The organism is Geodermatophilus poikilotrophus (genome assembly GCF_900111455.1).
Lineage (GTDB): Bacteria > Actinomycetota > Actinomycetes > Mycobacteriales > Geodermatophilaceae > Geodermatophilus > Geodermatophilus poikilotrophus.
The window spans coordinates 149039-164846 of the sequence record NZ_FOIE01000004.1 but is presented as its reverse complement, the minus strand read 5'-3'; the positions used below and the strand labels follow the sequence as shown (position 1 = coordinate 164846).

Below are 15808 nucleotides of genomic sequence, written 5' to 3'. Positions count from 1 at the left end.
TCGACCCCGCCGGACCCGGTGATCGCATGATCACCGCGCACCGGCTCACCAAGACCTACGGCGATCGCACCGCCGTCGACGGCGTCAGCTTCACCGTCGAGCCCGGCCGGGTGACCGGCTTCCTCGGGCCCAACGGCGCGGGGAAGTCCACGACGATGCGGATGGTGCTCGGGCTGGACCGGCCCACCTCGGGCAGCGTCACCGTCAACGGCCGCCGCTACGCCGACCACCCCGCCCCGCTGCGCGAGGTGGGTGCGCTGCTCGAGGCCCGCGCCCTGCACCCGGGCCGCTCGGCGCGCGACCACCTGCGCTGGCTGGCGGCCAGCAACGGCATCCCGCGGGCCCGCGTCGACGAGGTGCTCGACCTGGTCGGGATCACCGCGGTCGCCGACCAGCGGGTCGGCCGGTTCTCCCTCGGCATGGGCCAGCGGCTGGGCATCGCGGCCGCGCTGATCGGCGACCCGCCGGTCGTCGTCCTCGACGAGCCGGTCAACGGGCTGGACCCCGAGGGCATCCGCTGGGTGCGCACCCTGGCCCGGGACCTCGCCACCGAGGGCCGCACCGTGTTCGTCTCCAGCCACCTGATGTCGGAGATGGCGCTGACCGCCGACCACCTCGTGGTCATCGGCCGCGGACGGGTGCTGGCCGACTGCCCCACCGCGGAGTTCGTCGCCCAGCACGCCGCCTCCCACGTGCGGGTCCGCAGCCCGCAGCACGACGAGGTGGCCACCCTGCTGCGCCACCAGGGCCTGGACGTCGCCGCGCACGGCGGGGAGCTGCGCGTGCGCGGCCTGGACCCGGCCGGCGTGGGTGAACTGGTCGGCCGGTCCGGCCTGCTGCTGCACGAGCTGACCCTGGTGCGCTCCTCCCTCGAGGACGCCTTCATGACGCTGACCGCCGACAGCGTCGAGTACGCGGGAGCCTCCCGATGAGCGCCGTGGGCACGCACGCCTGGACCCGCGTCGAGGCCCCGGCGGCGCCCGGCCCCGGCGCGACGCTGCGGGCCGAGTGGGTCAAGTTCTGGACCGTCCGCTCGACCCCCTGGTCGCTCGCGGCGATGTTCCTCTTGGGCGCCGGCCTCACCACCCTGGTGTGCGCGCTCAGCGCCGAGGCCCTGGCCCGCGGGGACGTCGGCGAGCCGGTCGGCGCCTTCGCCACCTGGGGCGTGGTCTTCGCGCAGGTCACCGCCGTCGTCCTGGGGGCCCTGGTGGTCACCGGCGAGTACGGCACCGGGATGATCCGCGCGACGCTGGCGGCCACCCCGCGGCGGGGTGCGGTGCTCGCGGCGAAGGCCGCGGTGCTCGCCTCCACGCTGTTCGTCGCCGGCACGCTGACCGCGCTGGCCGGCTACCTCGGCGGCAACTGGTTCCTCGACCGCGAGGGCATCGGCCTGGCACTGACCGACGACGGGGTGCTGCGGTCGATGGTGGGCAGCGGCCTGTACATGGCCGGGCTCGGGCTGTTCGCCGCCGCCGTCGGCCTGCTGGTCCGGCACACCGCGGCCGCGCTGGCGATCGTGCTGGGCCTGGTCTTCGTCGTCGGCAACCTGGTGATGGTGCTGCCCGGCGCCTGGGGCGAGTGGGCGACCAAGCTGATGCCGGGCAACGCCGGGTCGGCCGTCGCGACGCCGGAGTCGTTCAACCCGCTGCTGCTGGACCCCTGGGTGGGCTTCGCGGTGTTCGTCGCCGAGGTCGCCGTCGTCCTGGCGGTCGCCGCTGCGGTGTTCACCCGCCGCGACGCGTGACGCCCGAGACCGCTGTCGATCATGGGGTCGTTGCAGGCGACACGGTCGGACACGCTGTCGCGGTCGGCAACGACCCCATGATCGACGCGGGGGCGCCGGGGACCGCCAGCACCCGGACGACGACAATGGCCCGGGTGACCGCACCCGACCCGCAGGAGACCGGCCGACGGACGGCCGACGAACTGGTCCGCCGACTGTCCGCCGACGACGGCGCCGGGGTGGACGAACTGCTCGCCGGCCTCACCGAGGTCCGCAACCTGGTGTTCGTCGGTGCCGGCCTGACCGCGATCGCGCGCACCCACGGCCGGCAGCTCCCCCCCGCCCAGCGCGCGCAGGCCAGCACCCGGCAGCTGAACCTGGGGCAGCTGCGCGATGCGCACCGCGGCGATCCCGAGGGGCTGCGCACCTGGCTGCGCCGGTCGGCCGAGGAGATCCTCTTCCTCCGCGCGCTGCGCGAGGCCGCCGCGCGCGTCGCGGGCTGACGGTCAGCGGAGCGGCTCGACCCACGGAGCCCGCCAGGCGGGCGGCTCGACGGGCTGCGCGTAGTAGCGGGTGTCGCGCACGATCCGCCCGTCGTCGTCGAACTCCAGGACGAGCGCGACGTGCCAGACGTCGCCGCCGTAGTCGTTGACGCCCTCGAGCACCCACACCCGGCCGGCGCCGACCACGCGGCGCACGGTCAACTGCGGCGGGGTCGGGAACGCCTCCTGCATCGCCCGCATCGCCTCCCGTCCGCGGATGCGCTCGCCGGACTGCGGCATCTCCATCACGTAGTCCGGGTGCCGGACCCGGTACTCCTCCTCGGCCGACAGCCCGGTCCCCGACGTGAGGCCGAGCACCCGGTCGAGTCCCGCGCGCATGGCGACCGGGTCGTCGTCGGCCACCGCCCGGCGGAAGAGGTCGAGGACCTCGGACTCGCTCATCGCTGACGTCTACACCCGGCCGGCCGGCGTGGGCAGGGGCCGGCGACCCGGGTCAGGCCGGCCGCGTCGCTGCCCGCGCCAGCGGCAGGGCGAGCAGCAGCACCCCGGAGACCAGCACGTAGGTCCACGGCAGGCCGACCCCCGCCGCCACCAGCCCGAGCACCAGGGCGCCGACGGCGGTCCCGGCGTCGAACGAGGCGTTCCACATCGCGCTGGCGGCGGTGGCCCCGCCCTCGCCGGCGCGGGCGAAGGCGGTCAGCAGCGTCAGGTTCTGCACCGCTCCGTAGCCCGCGCCGAAGACGGCGGCACCGGCGAGGACCCAGCCGGCACCGGCGCCCAGCCCGAGCGCGACGGCGGCGAGCCCGGCCGCCGAGGCGAGCAGGGCCAGCGGCAGCAGCAGCCGGGTGCCCGTCCGGTCGGCGAGCACGCCGGCCCGCCAGCGGCCGGCCGCCGCGGTGATCCCGAAGACCAGCAGCGCCGCCGTCGCCAGGACGCCGTCGGGCCGCTCGATCGGCAGGAAGGTCACCAGCCCTCCGCCGGCGAGGGTGACCACGAGCAGCACCGCCGAGGGCGGCAGCGCGGCCCGCACCGCGGCGCGGGAGGACGACGTCCCGGCCGGCCGCTCGGTGCGCGCCCCGCGGACCACGCCGGGCACCAGCGGCAGCGCCAGCACCGGCGAGGCGGCGAGCCAGGCCAGCCAGGTGACCTGACCGCCGAGCACGAGGGCGACCCCGGCGGGGACGGCGACCAGGTTGGGCACCGCGATCGCCAGCCCGTAGACGCCGATCGACTCGCCGCGCCGCGCGGCCGGGGCGATCCGCGCGGCCAGCGTCGCCCCCAGCACCGTGAGCACCGCGAACCCGGCGCCGCGGACCGCGGAGACCGCCGAGAGCCACAGCAGCCCGCCGTCGACCGCGTAGAGCGGCGCCGGGCCGCCGAGGGCCACGAGCCCCGCGGCGAGCACCGGCCCCGCACCGAACCGGGCGGTCGCCGCCGGCACTGCCGACTGCCCGGCGACGGTGACGACGAGGAAGACGGCGGTCACCACACCGGCCGTGTCGACCGCCGCGCCTCGGGCGACCGCGAGGGTGGGGAGCGAGGCCAGGGTCAGGCTGAAGCTGGTGAAGCCGAGCACCGTCGCGCCGACGAGCGCCCGCATCGCCGGCAGCCGCCACAGCGACGTCCGCCCCTCCGTCGTCCCCCGGGCCACACCGCTCCCCTCGTCCGGGCACCGTCGCCCGGCCGACCAGCATGACCGGCCCGGCGTGCCGGCGCGGCAGCGGGTGCGCGGGGGGCTGCGCGCCCGTCGACGTCCGTGCACCATCCGGGGATGGCCGCACCCCAGCCCGTCCAGCCGGTGGACCGTCCCCGTCCGGTCTTCAGCCGCCTGTACGCGCGGATCAGCGAGGGGATGGACGCCGAGGGCCTCGCCGCGCTGCGCACCGAGCTGCTGGCGCCGCTGTCCGGGTCGGTGGTCGAGGTCGGCTGCGGCAACGGCCGCAACTTCGCGCGCTACCCGGCCGTGGTGACCCGGGTGACCGCGGTCGAGCCCGAACCGCACCTCCGGGCCCTGGCGACCCGGGCGGCCGTGGCGGCACCCGTGCCGGTCACCGTGGTCCCGGGGACGGCCGAGGCGCTGCCGGTGCCCGACCCGCCGCCGACGCCGTCGTGCTGTGCCTGGTGCTGTGCTCGCTGCCCGACCGGGAGCGGGCGCTCGCCGAGGTCACCCGCGTGCTGCGCTCCGGGGGGACGCTGGCCTTCCTCGAGCACGGCCTCGGCCCGACCCGGCGGGTGCGCGCGGTCCAGCGCCTCGCCGACGCGACGCTGTGGCCGCTGCTGGCCGGGGGCTGCCACACCGCCGTCGACCCGGTGGGCCTGGTCGAGGGGGCGGGGTTCGAGGTCACGGCGCTGCGCCGGCTGCGGTTCCCCGACTCGCGCGTCACCCTCCCGGCCACACCGCACGTGCTCGGTCTCGCCCGCCGGCCCGGTTGACCGCCGAGGAGGGGACGCGTGCCGCTGCTGACCGTGGGCCACGGGCCCGAGGACCGCACCCGCCTCGGCGCCCGGCTGACCGGGGCGGGGGTCGGGCTGGTCGTCGACGTCCGCCGGTTCCCGGGCAGCCGCAGCAACCCCGACGTCCGGCGGGACGCCCTCGCCGACTGGCTGCCCGCGGCCGGCGTCGGCTACCGGTGGGACGGGCGGCTGGGCGGGCGGCGCCGGCTGCCCGCGGACGCACCCGTCGCCGACGGCTGGTGGACCGTCGCCCAGTTCGCCGCCTACGCCGAGCACACCCGGACGCCGGAGTTCGCCGCCGCGCTGGACGAGGTCCTGGCCGAGGCGGCGACGGCGACCGTGGCGGTGATGTGCAGCGAGAGCGTGTGGTGGCGCTGCCACCGGCGGCTCGTCGCGGACGTCGCCGTCCGCGGCCGCGGCGTGCCGGTGCACCACCTCATGCCCGACGGCCGGCTCGCCGGGCACCGCCCGTCGGAGGGAGCGGTGCCCGGCGCCGACGGCACCGTCTCCTGGCCCGCGAGATCTGCACACTCGCGGCCTTCGAACGCGTGAAGGCCGCGAGTGTGCAGATCTCGCGGAGGGGTGTCCTCACCCCATGTGCGGATAGCGGTGGTCGGTCGGCGGCACGAACGTCTCCTTGATCGACCGGGTGCTCGTCCAGCGCTGCAGGTTCTGCGCCGCGCCGGCCTTGTCGTTGGTGCCCGAGGCCCGCCCGCCGCCGAAGGGCTGCTGGCCGACGACGGCGCCGGTGGGCTTGTCGTTGACGTAGAAGTTGCCCGCCGCGAACCGCAGGAAGTGCTGCGCGTGCGCGATGGCGGCGCGGTCCTCGGCGATCACGGCCCCGGTCAGCGCGTAGGGCGCCGCCGACTCCATCTGGGTGAGCACGGTGTCGTAGTCGGCGTCGTCGTAGACGTGCACCGCCAGGATCGGGCCGAAGTACTCGGTGGTGAAGACCTCGTGCTCGGGGTCGGTGCCCTCGATGACCGTCGGGCGGACGAAGAAGCCCTCGCTGTCGTCGGCCTGCCCGCCAGCCACGATCGACAGCGCCGGGTCGTCGTCGACCCGGTCGAGGACGCCGGACAGCTTCGAGAACGACTTGCGGTCGATCACCGCGCCCATGAAGTTGGAGAAGTCGGTGACGTCGCCCATCGGCAGCGACTCGGTGACCCCGACCAGGTCGTCGCGCAGCCGCGCCCACACCGACCGCGGGACGTACGCCCGCGAGGCCGCCGAGCACTTCTGCCCCTGGAACTCGAATGCGCCGCGCACGAGCGCCGTCCGCAGCACGTCGACGTCGGCCGAGGAGTGCGCGACGACGAAGTCCTTGCCGCCGGTCTCGCCGACGATGCGCGGGTAGCCGCGGTAGGAGGCGATGTTCTCCCCCACGCGCCGCCACAGCATCTGGAACACCGCCGTCGAGCCGGTGAAGTGGATGCCGGCGAGGTCCCGGTCGGCCAGCGCCACGTCGGAGACGGCGGCCCCGTCGCCGGTGACCATCGAGATGACGCCCGGCGGCAACCCGGCCTCCTCCAGCAGCCGCATGACGAAGTGGGCGGCGAACTGCTGGGTGGGCGCGGGCTTCCACACGACGGTGTTGCCCATGAGCGCCGGCGCGGTGGGCAGGTTGCCGGCGATCGCGGTGAAGTTGAACGGCGTGACCGCGTAGACGAACCCCTCGAGCGGCCGGTGGTCGCTGCGGTTCCACACGCCGGGCGAGGACACCGGCTGCGCGGACACGACCTCGCGGGCGAAGTGCACGTTCCAGCGCCAGAAGTCGATCAGCTCGCAGGCCGAGTCGATCTCGGCCTGGTGGGCGGTCTTCGACTGGCCGAGCATCGTCGCGGCGTTGAGCGTCTGCCGCCACGGCCCGGACAGCAGCTCGGCGGCACGCAGGAACACCGCGGCCCGGTCGTCGAACGACAGGTCGCGCCAGGCCGGCGCGGCCGCCTTGGCGCAGCGCACGGCCTCCTCGGCGTCGGCGTGCGTGGCGTGCGCGGCGGTGCCGAGGACGGCGGCGTGCCGGTGCGGCTGGACGACGTCGAAGCGCTCGCCCCCGCCCATCCGCTGCTCGTCGCCGATCGTCATGGTCAGCTCGAGCGGGTCGCCGGCCAGCTCGGTGAGCCGCTGCTGCAGCGCGGCGCGCTCCGGGGTGCCGGCGGCGTAGCTGAGCACCGGCTCGTTGCGCGGCGGGGGGACGTTGGTGACGGCGTCCATGGGACTTCCCTTCAGTTGGTGCTGACGAGGGAGCGCAGGAAGAAGCGCAGGTTCGCGGGACGCTCGGCCAGCCGGCGCACGAAGTAGCCGTACCAGTCGACGCCGTAGGGCACGTAGGCGCGCACGCAGACGCCCTCGGCGGCCAGCCGGCGCTGCTCGTCGGTCCGGATGCCGTGGAGCATCTGCACCTCCCAGGAGTCCGGGGTCCGGCCCTCGTGGTCGGCCAGCCGCTGGGCCAGCGAGACCAGCCGCGGGTCGTGGCTGCCGACCATCGGGTGGCCGGGTCCGCGCATGAGGACGCCGAGGCAGCGGGCGTAGGCGGCGTCGACGTCGGCGCGGGACTGCCACGCGACCGACGGCGGCTCGTCGTAGGCGCCCTTGACCAGCCGCACCCGCGACCCGGGGACGGCGAGCGCGGCGGCGTCGTCCTCGGTGCGGTGCAGCGCGGCCTGCAGCACCGCCCCGGTGCCCGGGTGGTCGCGGCGCAGCTCGGCGAGGACGGCGAGGGTGGAGTCGACGGTGGCCGACTCCTCCATGTCCAGGGTGACCGTGGTGCCGATCGCCGACGCCGCCTCCGCCACCGGCCGGACCAGCTCCAGGGCCAGGTCGGTGCCGCCACCGGGCAGTGCCTGGCCGAACGCCGAGAGCTTCACCGACACCTCGGCGGCGCGGCCCAGCTGCAGCGGCGCCAGCCCCTCGAGCAGCGCGAGGTAGGCGTCGCGGGAGCGCACCGCCTCGGCGCGGTCGGTCACGCCCTCGCCGAGGTGGTCGAGGGTCACCGCGATGCCCTCACCGCACAGCTGCCGGACGACGGCCAGCGCCCCGTCGAGGGTCTCGCCGGCGACGAACCGGTCGACCACCCGCCGGGTGACCGGAGTGCCGATGACCAGCCGGCGCAGCTCCGGGCGCCGCGAGGCACCGAGCAGCAGGGCCTTCTGGGAGAACACGCGCCACCTCCGCCACCGGGGACCTGCCTCCACCGACGCTAGGCAGCCGGAGCCCCCCGGGCCAGCGACAGACGTACGGTGTCCGCCGTCGGCGTGTCATACACCTGTACAGGAGGACGGCGGCGTGCGCGACGAGCTGCAGGAGCTGGTGGACCGGGTGGCGGGCCTGCTCGGCGCCCCGGCGACCCTGGAGGACGCCGACTTCACCCTGCTGGCCTTCTGCGCCCACCCGGTCGACGGCGCCGACACCCCGGTGATGGACGCCGTGCGCACCCGCTCGATCCTCGGCCGGGGCTCGACGCCGGCCACCCGGCGCTGGTTCGAGGACTTCGGCATCGCGGTCGCCGAGGGGCCGCTGCGCACGCCGGGCGACCCGGACGCCGGGATCCTCACCCGCCTGGTGCTGCCGGTCCGGCACGCCGGGCGCACCCACGGCTACCTGTGGCTGCTCGACGGCGGGCGCACCGACCCCGCGGCCGCCGACGACCCCGCGCTGGCCGGCGCGGTGGAGCTGGCCGCCGAGGCCGGGCGGCTGCTGGCCGAGCGGGAGGTGGGCGCCGGCGACCTGGCCCGCCCGCTGGCCACCGCGCTCACCGGCTCCCCCGCCGCACGGGTCCAGGCGGTCCGGACGCTCGCCGCGGCCTGGGGTGAGCGGACCCCGGTGGTGCTCGTGGCGCTGCGACCGGGCGGGGCGGGGCTGCCCTCGCCGTGGCGCGCGCCGGCTGCGGGTGCGGTCAGCGCCGTGCTGCCCGGGGAACGGCTGGTCGCCGTCGCCGTCGCACTGCCCGGGCAGGCGGACCTGCGGCCGGCCGCCGCGGTGACCGCCGCCGCGCTGGCCGGCCTGCCGCCCGGCAGCACCGCGGGCCTGTCGGCGGTCGGCACCGGGGCCGAGGAGCCGGCCGGGCGGTGGGAGCAGGCGCGCACCGCGGCGCGGGTCGCCGCCGCCGTCCCGCGGTTCTCCCCCGTGGCGCACTGGGACGAGCTCGGCGGCTGGCGGCTGGCCGCCGCGCTGCCCGGCCCCGACCCCGTCGTCCGGCCCCTGCTGGCCGACCCGGTCCTCACCGCGACCGCCGAGACCTGGCTGGACGCCGGGTGCAGCGCGGCGCGGGCGTCCGCGGCCCTGCACGTGCACCGCCAGACGCTGTACTACCGGCTCGCGCGGATCGCGGAGCTGACCGGCCTGGACGTGGCCGACGGCGACGCGCGGCTGCTGCTGCACGCCTCGCTGCGCCGTGCCCGGCTCCCCTGACCCGGCGGGTCTCACCTAGTCTCGGCACCGGTATGGGTGCTGGAGGAGAGCCGTCGCCTCGACACGGGGCGGACACCGACGTCCTCGCCCGACTGCGCACGGCCACGGCCGTCGAGCACGAGCAGGTGGAGTACACCCTCGGGCTGATGGACCCGCAGCTGGGCCGCGACCGGCTGGTCGCCGTCCTCACCCGGCTGCACACCTTCTGGACCGCCGCCGAGGCCGGCCTAAACGCCTGGGCCCGCCGCTCCCCGGGCGACGCCGGGACCGTCGCCTGGTCGCGGCGACGCCGCGCCCACCTGTTCGCCGAGGACCTGCGCGCCCTGGGCGCCGAGCCGGACGCCGGAGCACGACCCGAGCTGCCCGCCGTCGAGGACACCGACCAGGCCCTGGGCCGCCTGTACGTCCTGGAGGGCTCCACGCTCGGCGGCACGTTCATAGCCCGCCACCTCGCCACCCTGCCCGCCCTCGGACCCGACGTGCGGCTGGGCGCCTTCTCCCCCTACGGCGCCGAGACCGGTGCCATGTGGCACGCCTACCGCCGGGTGACCCGGGAGCGGGTCGCCGCCGGCGGCGACGCCGACCGGGTGGTCGCGGCCGCGCGGGCCACCTTCACCGCGCTGGCCGCCTGGTGCACGCCGGTCGGGGCGCCCGCATGACCGACTCCGAGACCGACCTGCTGCCGCCGGGGACGCCGGTCGACCTGTCCAACTGCGAGCGGGAGCCGATCCACGTCCCCGGCAGCATCCAGCCGCGCGGGGTCCTGCTGGCGGTGAGCGAGCCCGACCTCGTCGTCGTGCAGGTGTCGGAGAACCTCGCCGACCTGGTCGGCGTCGACCCCTCCGACGCCCTGGGCCGGCGGCTGCCCGAGGTCCTCGGGGTGGCCGCGGCCGACGCGGTGGCCCGGTCGGCCAGCGCCTTCGGCGACCTGCGCGAGCGCAACCCGGTGGAGACCACCCTCGACGTCGAGGGCAGTCCGGTGCCGGTCGACGCGCTGCTGCACCGCGCCGCCGTCGGCCCGGACGACGGCGTCAGCCCGCCGACGGCGCTGCTCGTCGTCGAGCTCGAGCCGGCGCACGGCCCCCGCCCGTTCTCGTTCCCCAACACCTACCAGGCGGTGCGCGGCACGGTCGGCGAGCTGAACCGCGCGACCTCGCTGCAGGAGCTCTACGACATCACCGCGCAGGCGGTCCGCGAGCTGACCGGCTTCGACCGCGTGATGGTCTACCGCTACGACGCCGACTACAACGGCGAGGTCGTGGCCGAGGCGAGGACCGAGGAGCTCAACTCCTTCCTCGGCCTGCACTACCCGGCCTCCGACATCCCGGCCCAGGCGCGGGCGCTGTACGAGAAGAACTGGATCCGGCTGATCTCCGACGTCGGCTACCGGCCGGTGCCGCTGCGCCCGGCGCTCGTGCCCGCCACCGGGGCGCCGCTGGACATGACCTTCTCCACGCTGCGCAGCGTCTCGCCGGTCCACGTCGAGTACCTGCAGAACATGGGCGTGCGCGCCTCCATGTCGGTCTCGCTGCTGCGCGACGACCGGCTGTGGGGCCTCATCGCCTGCCACCACTACTCCGGTCCGCACGCCCCGCCCTACGCCACCCGGGCGGCCGCGGAGTTCCTCGGCTCCACGCTCTCGCTGCGCCTGGTCGACCGCGCCGAGGAGGACGAGGTGCACCGCGCGCTGCAGGTGCGCTCCACGCTGGCCTGGTTGACCACCGCGACCCTCGACGAGGACCGTCCGCTGGCCGACACGCTGCTCGGCTCCCCCAACCTGCTCGACCTGCTGCCGGCCGACGGCGTCGTGGTGCACCTGCAGGGCCACCGCGGCAGCCGCGGCACGCCGCTGCCCGAGGGCACCGCCGAGGCGATCGCGGCCTGGGCCGCCGCCCGCCACGAGGACGTCGTCGCCACCGACTCGCTGCCCCGGCACGCCCCGGAGCTACGGGTGTCGTGCGAGGTGGCCTGCGGGGTCCTGGTGCTGCCGCTGCCCGAGGGCCAGTACGTGCTGTGGCACCGCGCCGAGGCCATGCGCACGGTCGACTGGGGCGGCGACCCGCACAACAAGGCGATCGCCGAGCGCGAGGGCGACACCGTGCGGCTGAGCCCGCGCAAGAGCTTCGAGCGGTGGCGCGAGACCGTCCGCGACCGCTCCGCGCCGTGGACGGCGCAGGAGCTGGCCGAGGTGGGCGAGCTGCGCACCCACCTGCTCGAGGCGCTGTACGCGCGCAGCCGCAGCATCGTCCGCGCCGCGGAGACGCTGCAGCGCTCGATGCTCACCGCGCCGCCGGAGTCATCCCGTCTGCAGGTCGCGGTGCGGTACGTGCCGGCCGCGCGCGAGGCCCAGGTCGGCGGCGACTGGTACGACGTCTTCGAGCAGCCCGACGGGTCGACCGTCGTCGTCATCGGCGACGTCGTCGGCCACGACACCGCGGCCGCCGCCGACATGGCCCAGCTGCGCGGGCTGCTGCGCGGCATCGCCTACGACAGCGCGGACGGCCCGGCCACCGTCCTGCGCCGGCTGGACTCCGCCGTCTCGGGCCTCGGGCCGCACGCCATGGCCACGGTCCTCGTCGGCCGGCTGACGCCGGACCCGGGGACCGGCGGTGCCCGGCTGCGCTGGTCCAGCGCCGGGCACCTGCCGCCGCTGCTCGTCGAACCGGGGGACGGCGTGCTGACCCTGACCACGCCCCGCGCCGAGCTGCTGCTGGGCGTGGACCCGGCCGCGCGGCGCACCGAGTCCGAGGCGCTGCTCGAGCCGGGCTCGACGCTGCTGCTCTACACCGACGGCCTCGTCGAGCGGCGCGACCAGGTCTTCGACGTCGGCGTGGAGCGGCTGGCCGGCGAGCTGGTCGCCGTCCGGGACCGCCCGCTCGAGGCGGCCTCCGACGAGCTGATCGGCCGGATGCTCCGCGACGGCGCGGAGGACGACGTGGCGCTGGTCGCCGTCCGGCTGCGCGGCTGAGGACGGACCCCGTCCCCTCACCGTTCGCAGGCTCACGTCGAGCGCCTGGACGGGGCCGGGTCCGACAGCTGCGGGGACCGGGGCCGCCAGCTCGGGGCCGGCCGCCTCGGCGGTGAACCGAGTCGCACGGCGAGCGCGGCCAGGGCCCGACCCGCACGTGGAGCCAGTCGCCTGCCGCGCTGAGCACGCTGCTGGCGCGACTTCCGCTGGTAGCGCAACCGATCCCCGGCACGCTGCCCCAGACCTACCGTCGACGCATGCACCCACCGATCACGGGCACGGCCGCCGGCGTGCCGTTCACCGCGTTGCCGCCGGGCGACGAGGGCCCCGCGCCGCTGATCGTCACCTGGCACATGCTGGACCCGCCGAGGTCGGACGCCGCGTTCGCTGCCGCGTTGCCGATGGACGACCTGCCCGCGTGGCGGGTGCACCTCGGCATGCCGATGTGCGGTGCGCGCATGGTCGACGGCAGCACGGACGCCATCGTGGAGCTGTTCAGCGAAGACCCCCTGATGTCCTTCCTGCACCCGTTCGTCCGACAGGCGACCGAGGAGTTCCCGGCCGCGCTTGCGTCGATCCGTGCGCAGCTGCCGGTCGGGGACGGCCCGATCGGTGTGCTCGGCGGCTCGCTGGGTGGTGCCGTCGCGCTGCGGATCCTCGCCGACACCGAGATCCCGGTCTTCGCCGGGGCCGTCGTGAACGGCGCCATCCGGATGCGGTCCGTCGTCGACCTGTTCCCCGGCGACTACCCGTACGACGCCGAGTCCGAGGAAGCCGTGGACAGCCTGGACTTCGTCGCCAAGGCGGGCGTCATCGCTGGTCGCGCGCCGCTGCTGGTGGTCAGCGGCGAGCTGGACCACCCGGCGCTGCGGGTCGACGCGTTGAGCCTCGTCGACGCATTGGGGGAGGGTTCCGAACTGCTGTCGATCCCCGGGTTGGCGCATCCGCTCGCCGACGAGCCCGGCATCGAGCCGGCGCCACAGCTGCCGTTGGCCCGCGAGGTGGACGCCGGCCTGACCACCTGGTTCCGGCGCCACCTCGCGGATGCGCGCTAGCTGGAACAGCTGGACGCTCGAACAGGCACCCGACGAGGAACGGCCTACGGCACAGTCGGGGCAGCTCCAGACGGCGGCTCAGGTGTGGCGTCGAGGATGCGCTGGACGACGGCAACGACGACGGTGTCGGCATCTGGGCCGGTGAGGCCCTGGAGGACCTCCCTGTAGTGGTTGCGGGCGGCCCGTCCGGGGCGTCCGCAGAGAGGAGCAGCGGACGTGCGCGCGTTGACCTACTACGTGGGGATGAGCCTGGACGGGTACATCGCCGCCCCCGACGGCTCTGCCGACTTCTTCCCCGTCACCCGAGCGGTGCTCGACTTCATCGCTGCCGAGTACCCCGAGACGCTCCCCAGCCACGTGCGCGCCCACCTGGGCGTCACCGCGCCGGGCAGCCGGTTCGACACCGTGGTGATGGGCCGGGCCACCTACGCCCCGGCCCTGCAGGCGGGGATCACCAGCCCGTACGCGCACCTGCGCCAGTACGTGGCCTCCACCACCCTGCCCGCCGGCTCCGATCCGCAGGTGACGGTGGTCCCCGACCCCCTCGGCCTGGTCCGCCGGCTGAAGCAGGAGGACGGCGCCGGCATCTGGCTGGCCGGCGGAGGAAGGCTGGCCGGAGCACTGCTCGACGAGATCGACGAACTGGTCATCAAGCGCTACCCCGTGGTGGTCGGCGCCGGCATCCCGGCCATCGCCGCCGACCATGCCACCGCGCTGCCCTTCGAGATCACCGACGAGCGGACCCTGGTCGGCGGCGGCACGGTCACCACACACACCCGCGCGAGGGCATGACCGCGGCCCGCCGGCCACGCGCAGACCCTGGTCTGGTCGGCTCACCGAGCTCGGGCGGGCGCGCCAACGGTCAGCGGCTCCGCCCGCCGCCTGGCTCCGGGGTCGTTCGCACCGAGCTGCTGCCTCCCGCTGCGGACACCACGCGTCCTGCGCCGTCGTGTGACGGGGGCGGCAGCACGACGGCGGCAGCAGGAGGCCGGATGGCGCCGTGACACACGCCGTCCGGCCCCCTGGCGCCACCCGGGCCCGGCCCGCGCTCAGCCGAGGGAGTTGATGAGCTCCCGGCATGCGCTCTCGCAGCGCCGGCAGGCCTCGGCGCAGATGCGGCAGTGCTCGTGCATCTCGGCGTGGCCCGCGCACTCGTCACCGCAGGCCTTGCAGGCCGCGGCGCAGGCCTCGAGGACAGCGCGGGTCAGGTTGGCGTCGTAACCGGTGTGCCGGGACAGCAGCCGGCCGGTGGTGTCGCAGACGTCGGCGCAGTCGAGGTTGCTGCGGATGCACGTCCGCAGCTGGTCGACCATCTCCTCACTCAGGCAGGCGTCGGCGCACGCCGTGCAGGACTGAGCGCACTCGAAGCAAGCCTCGATGCAGGCGACGAGCTTCTGCCTGTCGATGCCGCCGAGGTCGGCCGGGTAGGTCTCGAGCATCTGGCTGGCAACGCTCACGGGTCGGTCCTCCAGTCGTCGACGACACCGAGCCCGCTACCCACCCACGCCGCACGGCACCCGTGCGCGGCCTCCCCGGTCGGTCGCCGGGGAGCCCCGCCTCAGGCCTCGCCCTCCCCCGGCGGGGAGCTGAACCGGGCGCTGAGCCCGTCCCCCTGGTCGCCGCCCTCTCCCGGCAGCGGCGCCTCGTCCTCGGCCGCGCGCACGACGGCGTCGTCGGCGAGGTCGTCCTCCCGGTCGCCCGGAGCGTCCCGCTCGAGTTCCTCGAGCACCCGCCGCTCGTCGTCGGTCAGGTCGGCAGGCCCGAGGTGCTCCCCCGGCTCACCGGCGTCCGACCCGCTGGCCATGGCCGAGTCGGGGATGGGGTCGTCCGGGCTGGTCATCGTCGTCTCCTCGGGACGGGTGCCGGTCAGCGCCGGAGGTCCGGCTGCGCCCCGGTCACCGTGGGAAGTTGGGTTCCAGGCGGGGCACGATCTGCATCTCCGGCACGAAGGCCGCCGGGTGCAGCGTCACCAGGTGGCGCACCATCTCCGCGACCGCCGACGGCGGCATCATCAGGTGGGCGGGGATGCCCCACTGCTCCATCATCGGCGTGTCCATCGCCGCGGGGATCACCGCCTGCACGCGGCACGGGAAGGGCCGCTCGACGCCGTCCGCACCGCGCACCGCCTTCTCGCGCAGCTCCCGCTGGATGCACCTGGTGGCGTTGAGGAACCCGGCCTTGGAGCCGTTGTAGGCGATCGCGCCGCTGCCGGAGGTGATCGCCGACAGGCTCACGATGTGCACCACGTCGGCGGTGCGGCCCTCCGGCAGGTGCTGCACCCGCTTCACGAACTCGCTGGTCAGGAAGACCGGTCCCTCGCAGTTGACCGCCTGCACCCGCTGGTAGTCCGCGAGGTCGATGTCGGTGATGTAGCCGGGCCGGTCGATGCCCGCGACGTTGGCCAGGACGTCGAAGGCGTCGCCGTGCGCGTCGAAGAGCTGCTGCACCACCGCGCGGCGGCTCGCGTCGTCGGTCACGTCGAGCGCGACGACCTCCGCCGACCCGCCCGCGTCGGCCACCAGCTTCGACGTCGCCTCACTGCCGGCCGGGTCGATGTCGGCGATCGCCACGTGCGCACCGGCCTCGGCCAGGGCCACGCAGGTGGCCCGGCCCAGTCCGCTCGCGCCGCCCGTGACGAGGGCCACCCGTCCCTGCAACGCCCTGCTGTCGGCCATCCGCTGCTCCGTCCGTCGAT

General features: G+C 75.7%; 17 protein-coding genes and 1 pseudogene. 11 read left to right on the top strand and 7 right to left on the bottom strand.

Features of this window, described 5'->3' with window-relative positions; genetic code table 11:
- Window positions 1–26 precede the first annotated feature (26 nt).
- From BMW27_RS10725 to BMW27_RS10715, 3 genes are all read left to right on the top strand, one after another.
- The gene (locus tag BMW27_RS10725) at window positions 27–932 is read left to right on the top strand and encodes an ABC transporter ATP-binding protein (RefSeq protein WP_091443614.1); all 906 of its coding nucleotides are present in this window, start codon (window positions 27–29) and stop codon (window positions 930–932) included.
- Complete coding sequence (locus tag BMW27_RS10720; protein WP_091443610.1) at window positions 929–1744, top strand: ABC-2 transporter permease; 816 nt, start codon at window positions 929–931, stop codon at window positions 1742–1744. Before BMW27_RS10725 ends, BMW27_RS10720 begins: the two co-directional genes overlap by 4 nt.
- 134 nt (window positions 1745–1878) lie before the next feature.
- Complete coding sequence (locus BMW27_RS10715; protein WP_245743472.1) at window positions 1879–2226, top strand: hypothetical protein; 348 nt, start codon at window positions 1879–1881, stop codon at window positions 2224–2226.
- A gap of 3 nt (window positions 2227–2229) precedes the next feature.
- Here BMW27_RS10715 and BMW27_RS10710 read toward each other — a convergent pair whose 3' ends face one another.
- Both BMW27_RS10710 and BMW27_RS10705 read right to left on the bottom strand, forming a co-directional pair.
- Window positions 2230–2667 (bottom strand): nuclear transport factor 2-like protein, encoded by a 438-nt coding sequence (locus BMW27_RS10710; protein WP_091443606.1) that lies wholly within the window; start codon window positions 2665–2667, stop codon window positions 2230–2232.
- 52 nt (window positions 2668–2719) lie between these two features.
- Complete coding sequence (locus BMW27_RS10705; protein ID WP_091443602.1) at window positions 2720–3877, bottom strand: MFS transporter; 1158 nt, start codon at window positions 3875–3877, stop codon at window positions 2720–2722.
- A 120-nt stretch (window positions 3878–3997) separates the two neighbouring features.
- On the opposite strand from BMW27_RS10705, the pseudogene BMW27_RS24585 reads away from it, so the two are divergent.
- The 3 genes and pseudogenes from BMW27_RS24585 to BMW27_RS10695 all read left to right on the top strand — a co-directional run.
- A pseudogene (locus BMW27_RS24585) lies at window positions 3998–4258 on the top strand (class I SAM-dependent methyltransferase); the annotation flags it as partial.
- A gap of 77 nt (window positions 4259–4335) precedes the next feature.
- A complete protein-coding gene (locus tag BMW27_RS24320) occupies window positions 4336–4659 on the top strand; it encodes a class I SAM-dependent methyltransferase (protein WP_217638116.1) in 324 nt (107 codons plus the stop codon).
- Between the two features lie 18 nt (window positions 4660–4677).
- A complete protein-coding gene (locus BMW27_RS10695; RefSeq protein WP_175486471.1) occupies window positions 4678–5232 on the top strand; it encodes a DUF488 domain-containing protein in 555 nt (184 codons plus the stop codon).
- Between the two features lie 36 nt (window positions 5233–5268).
- Here the strand turns inward: BMW27_RS10695 and pruA are convergent, their stop codons facing one another.
- Window positions 5269–6894 carry an L-glutamate gamma-semialdehyde dehydrogenase gene (pruA, locus tag BMW27_RS10690; protein WP_091443599.1) on the bottom strand — a complete coding sequence of 542 codons (1626 nt, stop codon included), beginning with the start codon at window positions 6892–6894 and terminating at the stop codon, window positions 5269–5271.
- An 11-nt stretch (window positions 6895–6905) separates the two neighbouring features.
- Window positions 6906–7841: a proline dehydrogenase family protein gene (locus tag BMW27_RS10685; RefSeq protein WP_091443596.1), complete on the bottom strand. Its 936-nt coding sequence runs from the start codon at window positions 7839–7841 to the stop codon at window positions 6906–6908.
- A gap of 124 nt (window positions 7842–7965) precedes the next feature.
- Between BMW27_RS10685 and BMW27_RS10680 the strand changes: the two genes are divergently transcribed.
- The 5 genes from BMW27_RS10680 to BMW27_RS10660 all read left to right on the top strand — a co-directional run bounded on the left by BMW27_RS10680 (window position 7966) and on the right by BMW27_RS10660 (window position 13905).
- Window positions 7966–9090, top strand: coding sequence for a helix-turn-helix domain-containing protein (locus BMW27_RS10680; RefSeq protein WP_091443593.1), 1125 nt, complete (start codon window positions 7966–7968; stop codon window positions 9088–9090).
- 32 nt (window positions 9091–9122) lie between these two features.
- Window positions 9123–9749, top strand: coding sequence for a biliverdin-producing heme oxygenase (locus BMW27_RS10675; protein WP_091443591.1), 627 nt, complete (start codon window positions 9123–9125; stop codon window positions 9747–9749).
- Window positions 9746–12058, top strand: coding sequence for a SpoIIE family protein phosphatase (locus tag BMW27_RS10670; protein WP_091444246.1), 2313 nt, complete (start codon window positions 9746–9748; stop codon window positions 12056–12058). The genes BMW27_RS10675 and BMW27_RS10670 overlap by 4 nt, the downstream gene beginning before the upstream one ends.
- A gap of 257 nt (window positions 12059–12315) precedes the next feature.
- Window positions 12316–13113: an alpha/beta hydrolase family protein gene (locus BMW27_RS10665; RefSeq protein ID WP_091443588.1), complete on the top strand. Its 798-nt coding sequence runs from the start codon at window positions 12316–12318 to the stop codon at window positions 13111–13113.
- Window positions 13114–13329: 216 nt separating this feature from the next.
- Window positions 13330–13905, top strand: a complete 576-nt coding sequence (locus BMW27_RS10660; RefSeq protein ID WP_091443585.1) for a dihydrofolate reductase family protein — start codon at window positions 13330–13332, stop codon at window positions 13903–13905.
- A gap of 257 nt (window positions 13906–14162) precedes the next feature.
- Here the strand turns inward: BMW27_RS10660 and BMW27_RS10655 are convergent, their stop codons facing one another.
- The 3 genes from BMW27_RS10655 to BMW27_RS10645 form a co-directional block, all read right to left on the bottom strand.
- On the bottom strand, window positions 14163–14570 hold the full coding sequence (locus BMW27_RS10655) for a four-helix bundle copper-binding protein (RefSeq protein WP_091443583.1): 408 nt from the start codon (window positions 14568–14570) through the stop codon (window positions 14163–14165).
- A gap of 101 nt (window positions 14571–14671) precedes the next feature.
- Complete coding sequence (locus BMW27_RS10650) at window positions 14672–14953, bottom strand: hypothetical protein (RefSeq protein ID WP_091443580.1); 282 nt, start codon at window positions 14951–14953, stop codon at window positions 14672–14674.
- A gap of 55 nt (window positions 14954–15008) precedes the next feature.
- Window positions 15009–15788 carry an SDR family NAD(P)-dependent oxidoreductase gene (locus tag BMW27_RS10645; protein WP_091444243.1) on the bottom strand — a complete coding sequence of 260 codons (780 nt, stop codon included), beginning with the start codon at window positions 15786–15788 and terminating at the stop codon, window positions 15009–15011.
- Window positions 15789–15808 lie beyond the last annotated feature (20 nt).

Bases quoted from the DNA above. Each gene is read 5' to 3' on its own strand.
- BMW27_RS10725 (WP_091443614.1), top strand. From the start codon at position 27: ATGATCACCGCGCACCGGCTCACCAAGACCTACGGCGATCGCACCGCC.
- BMW27_RS10720 (WP_091443610.1), top strand. From the start codon at position 929: ATGAGCGCCGTGGGCACGCACGCCTGGACCCGCGTCGAGGCCCCGGCG.
- BMW27_RS10710 (WP_091443606.1), bottom strand. From the start codon at position 2,667: ATGAGCGAGTCCGAGGTCCTCGACCTCTTCCGCCGGGCGGTGGCCGAC.
- pruA (WP_091443599.1), bottom strand. From the start codon at position 6,894: ATGGACGCCGTCACCAACGTCCCCCCGCCGCGCAACGAGCCGGTGCTC.
- BMW27_RS10675 (WP_091443591.1), top strand. From the start codon at position 9,123: ATGGGTGCTGGAGGAGAGCCGTCGCCTCGACACGGGGCGGACACCGAC.
- BMW27_RS10670 (WP_091444246.1), top strand. From the start codon at position 9,746: ATGACCGACTCCGAGACCGACCTGCTGCCGCCGGGGACGCCGGTCGAC.
- BMW27_RS10665 (WP_091443588.1), top strand. From the start codon at position 12,316: ATGCACCCACCGATCACGGGCACGGCCGCCGGCGTGCCGTTCACCGCG.
- BMW27_RS10650 (WP_091443580.1), bottom strand. From the start codon at position 14,953: ATGACCAGCCCGGACGACCCCATCCCCGACTCGGCCATGGCCAGCGGG.
- BMW27_RS10645 (WP_091444243.1), bottom strand. From the start codon at position 15,788: ATGGCCGACAGCAGGGCGTTGCAGGGACGGGTGGCCCTCGTCACGGGC.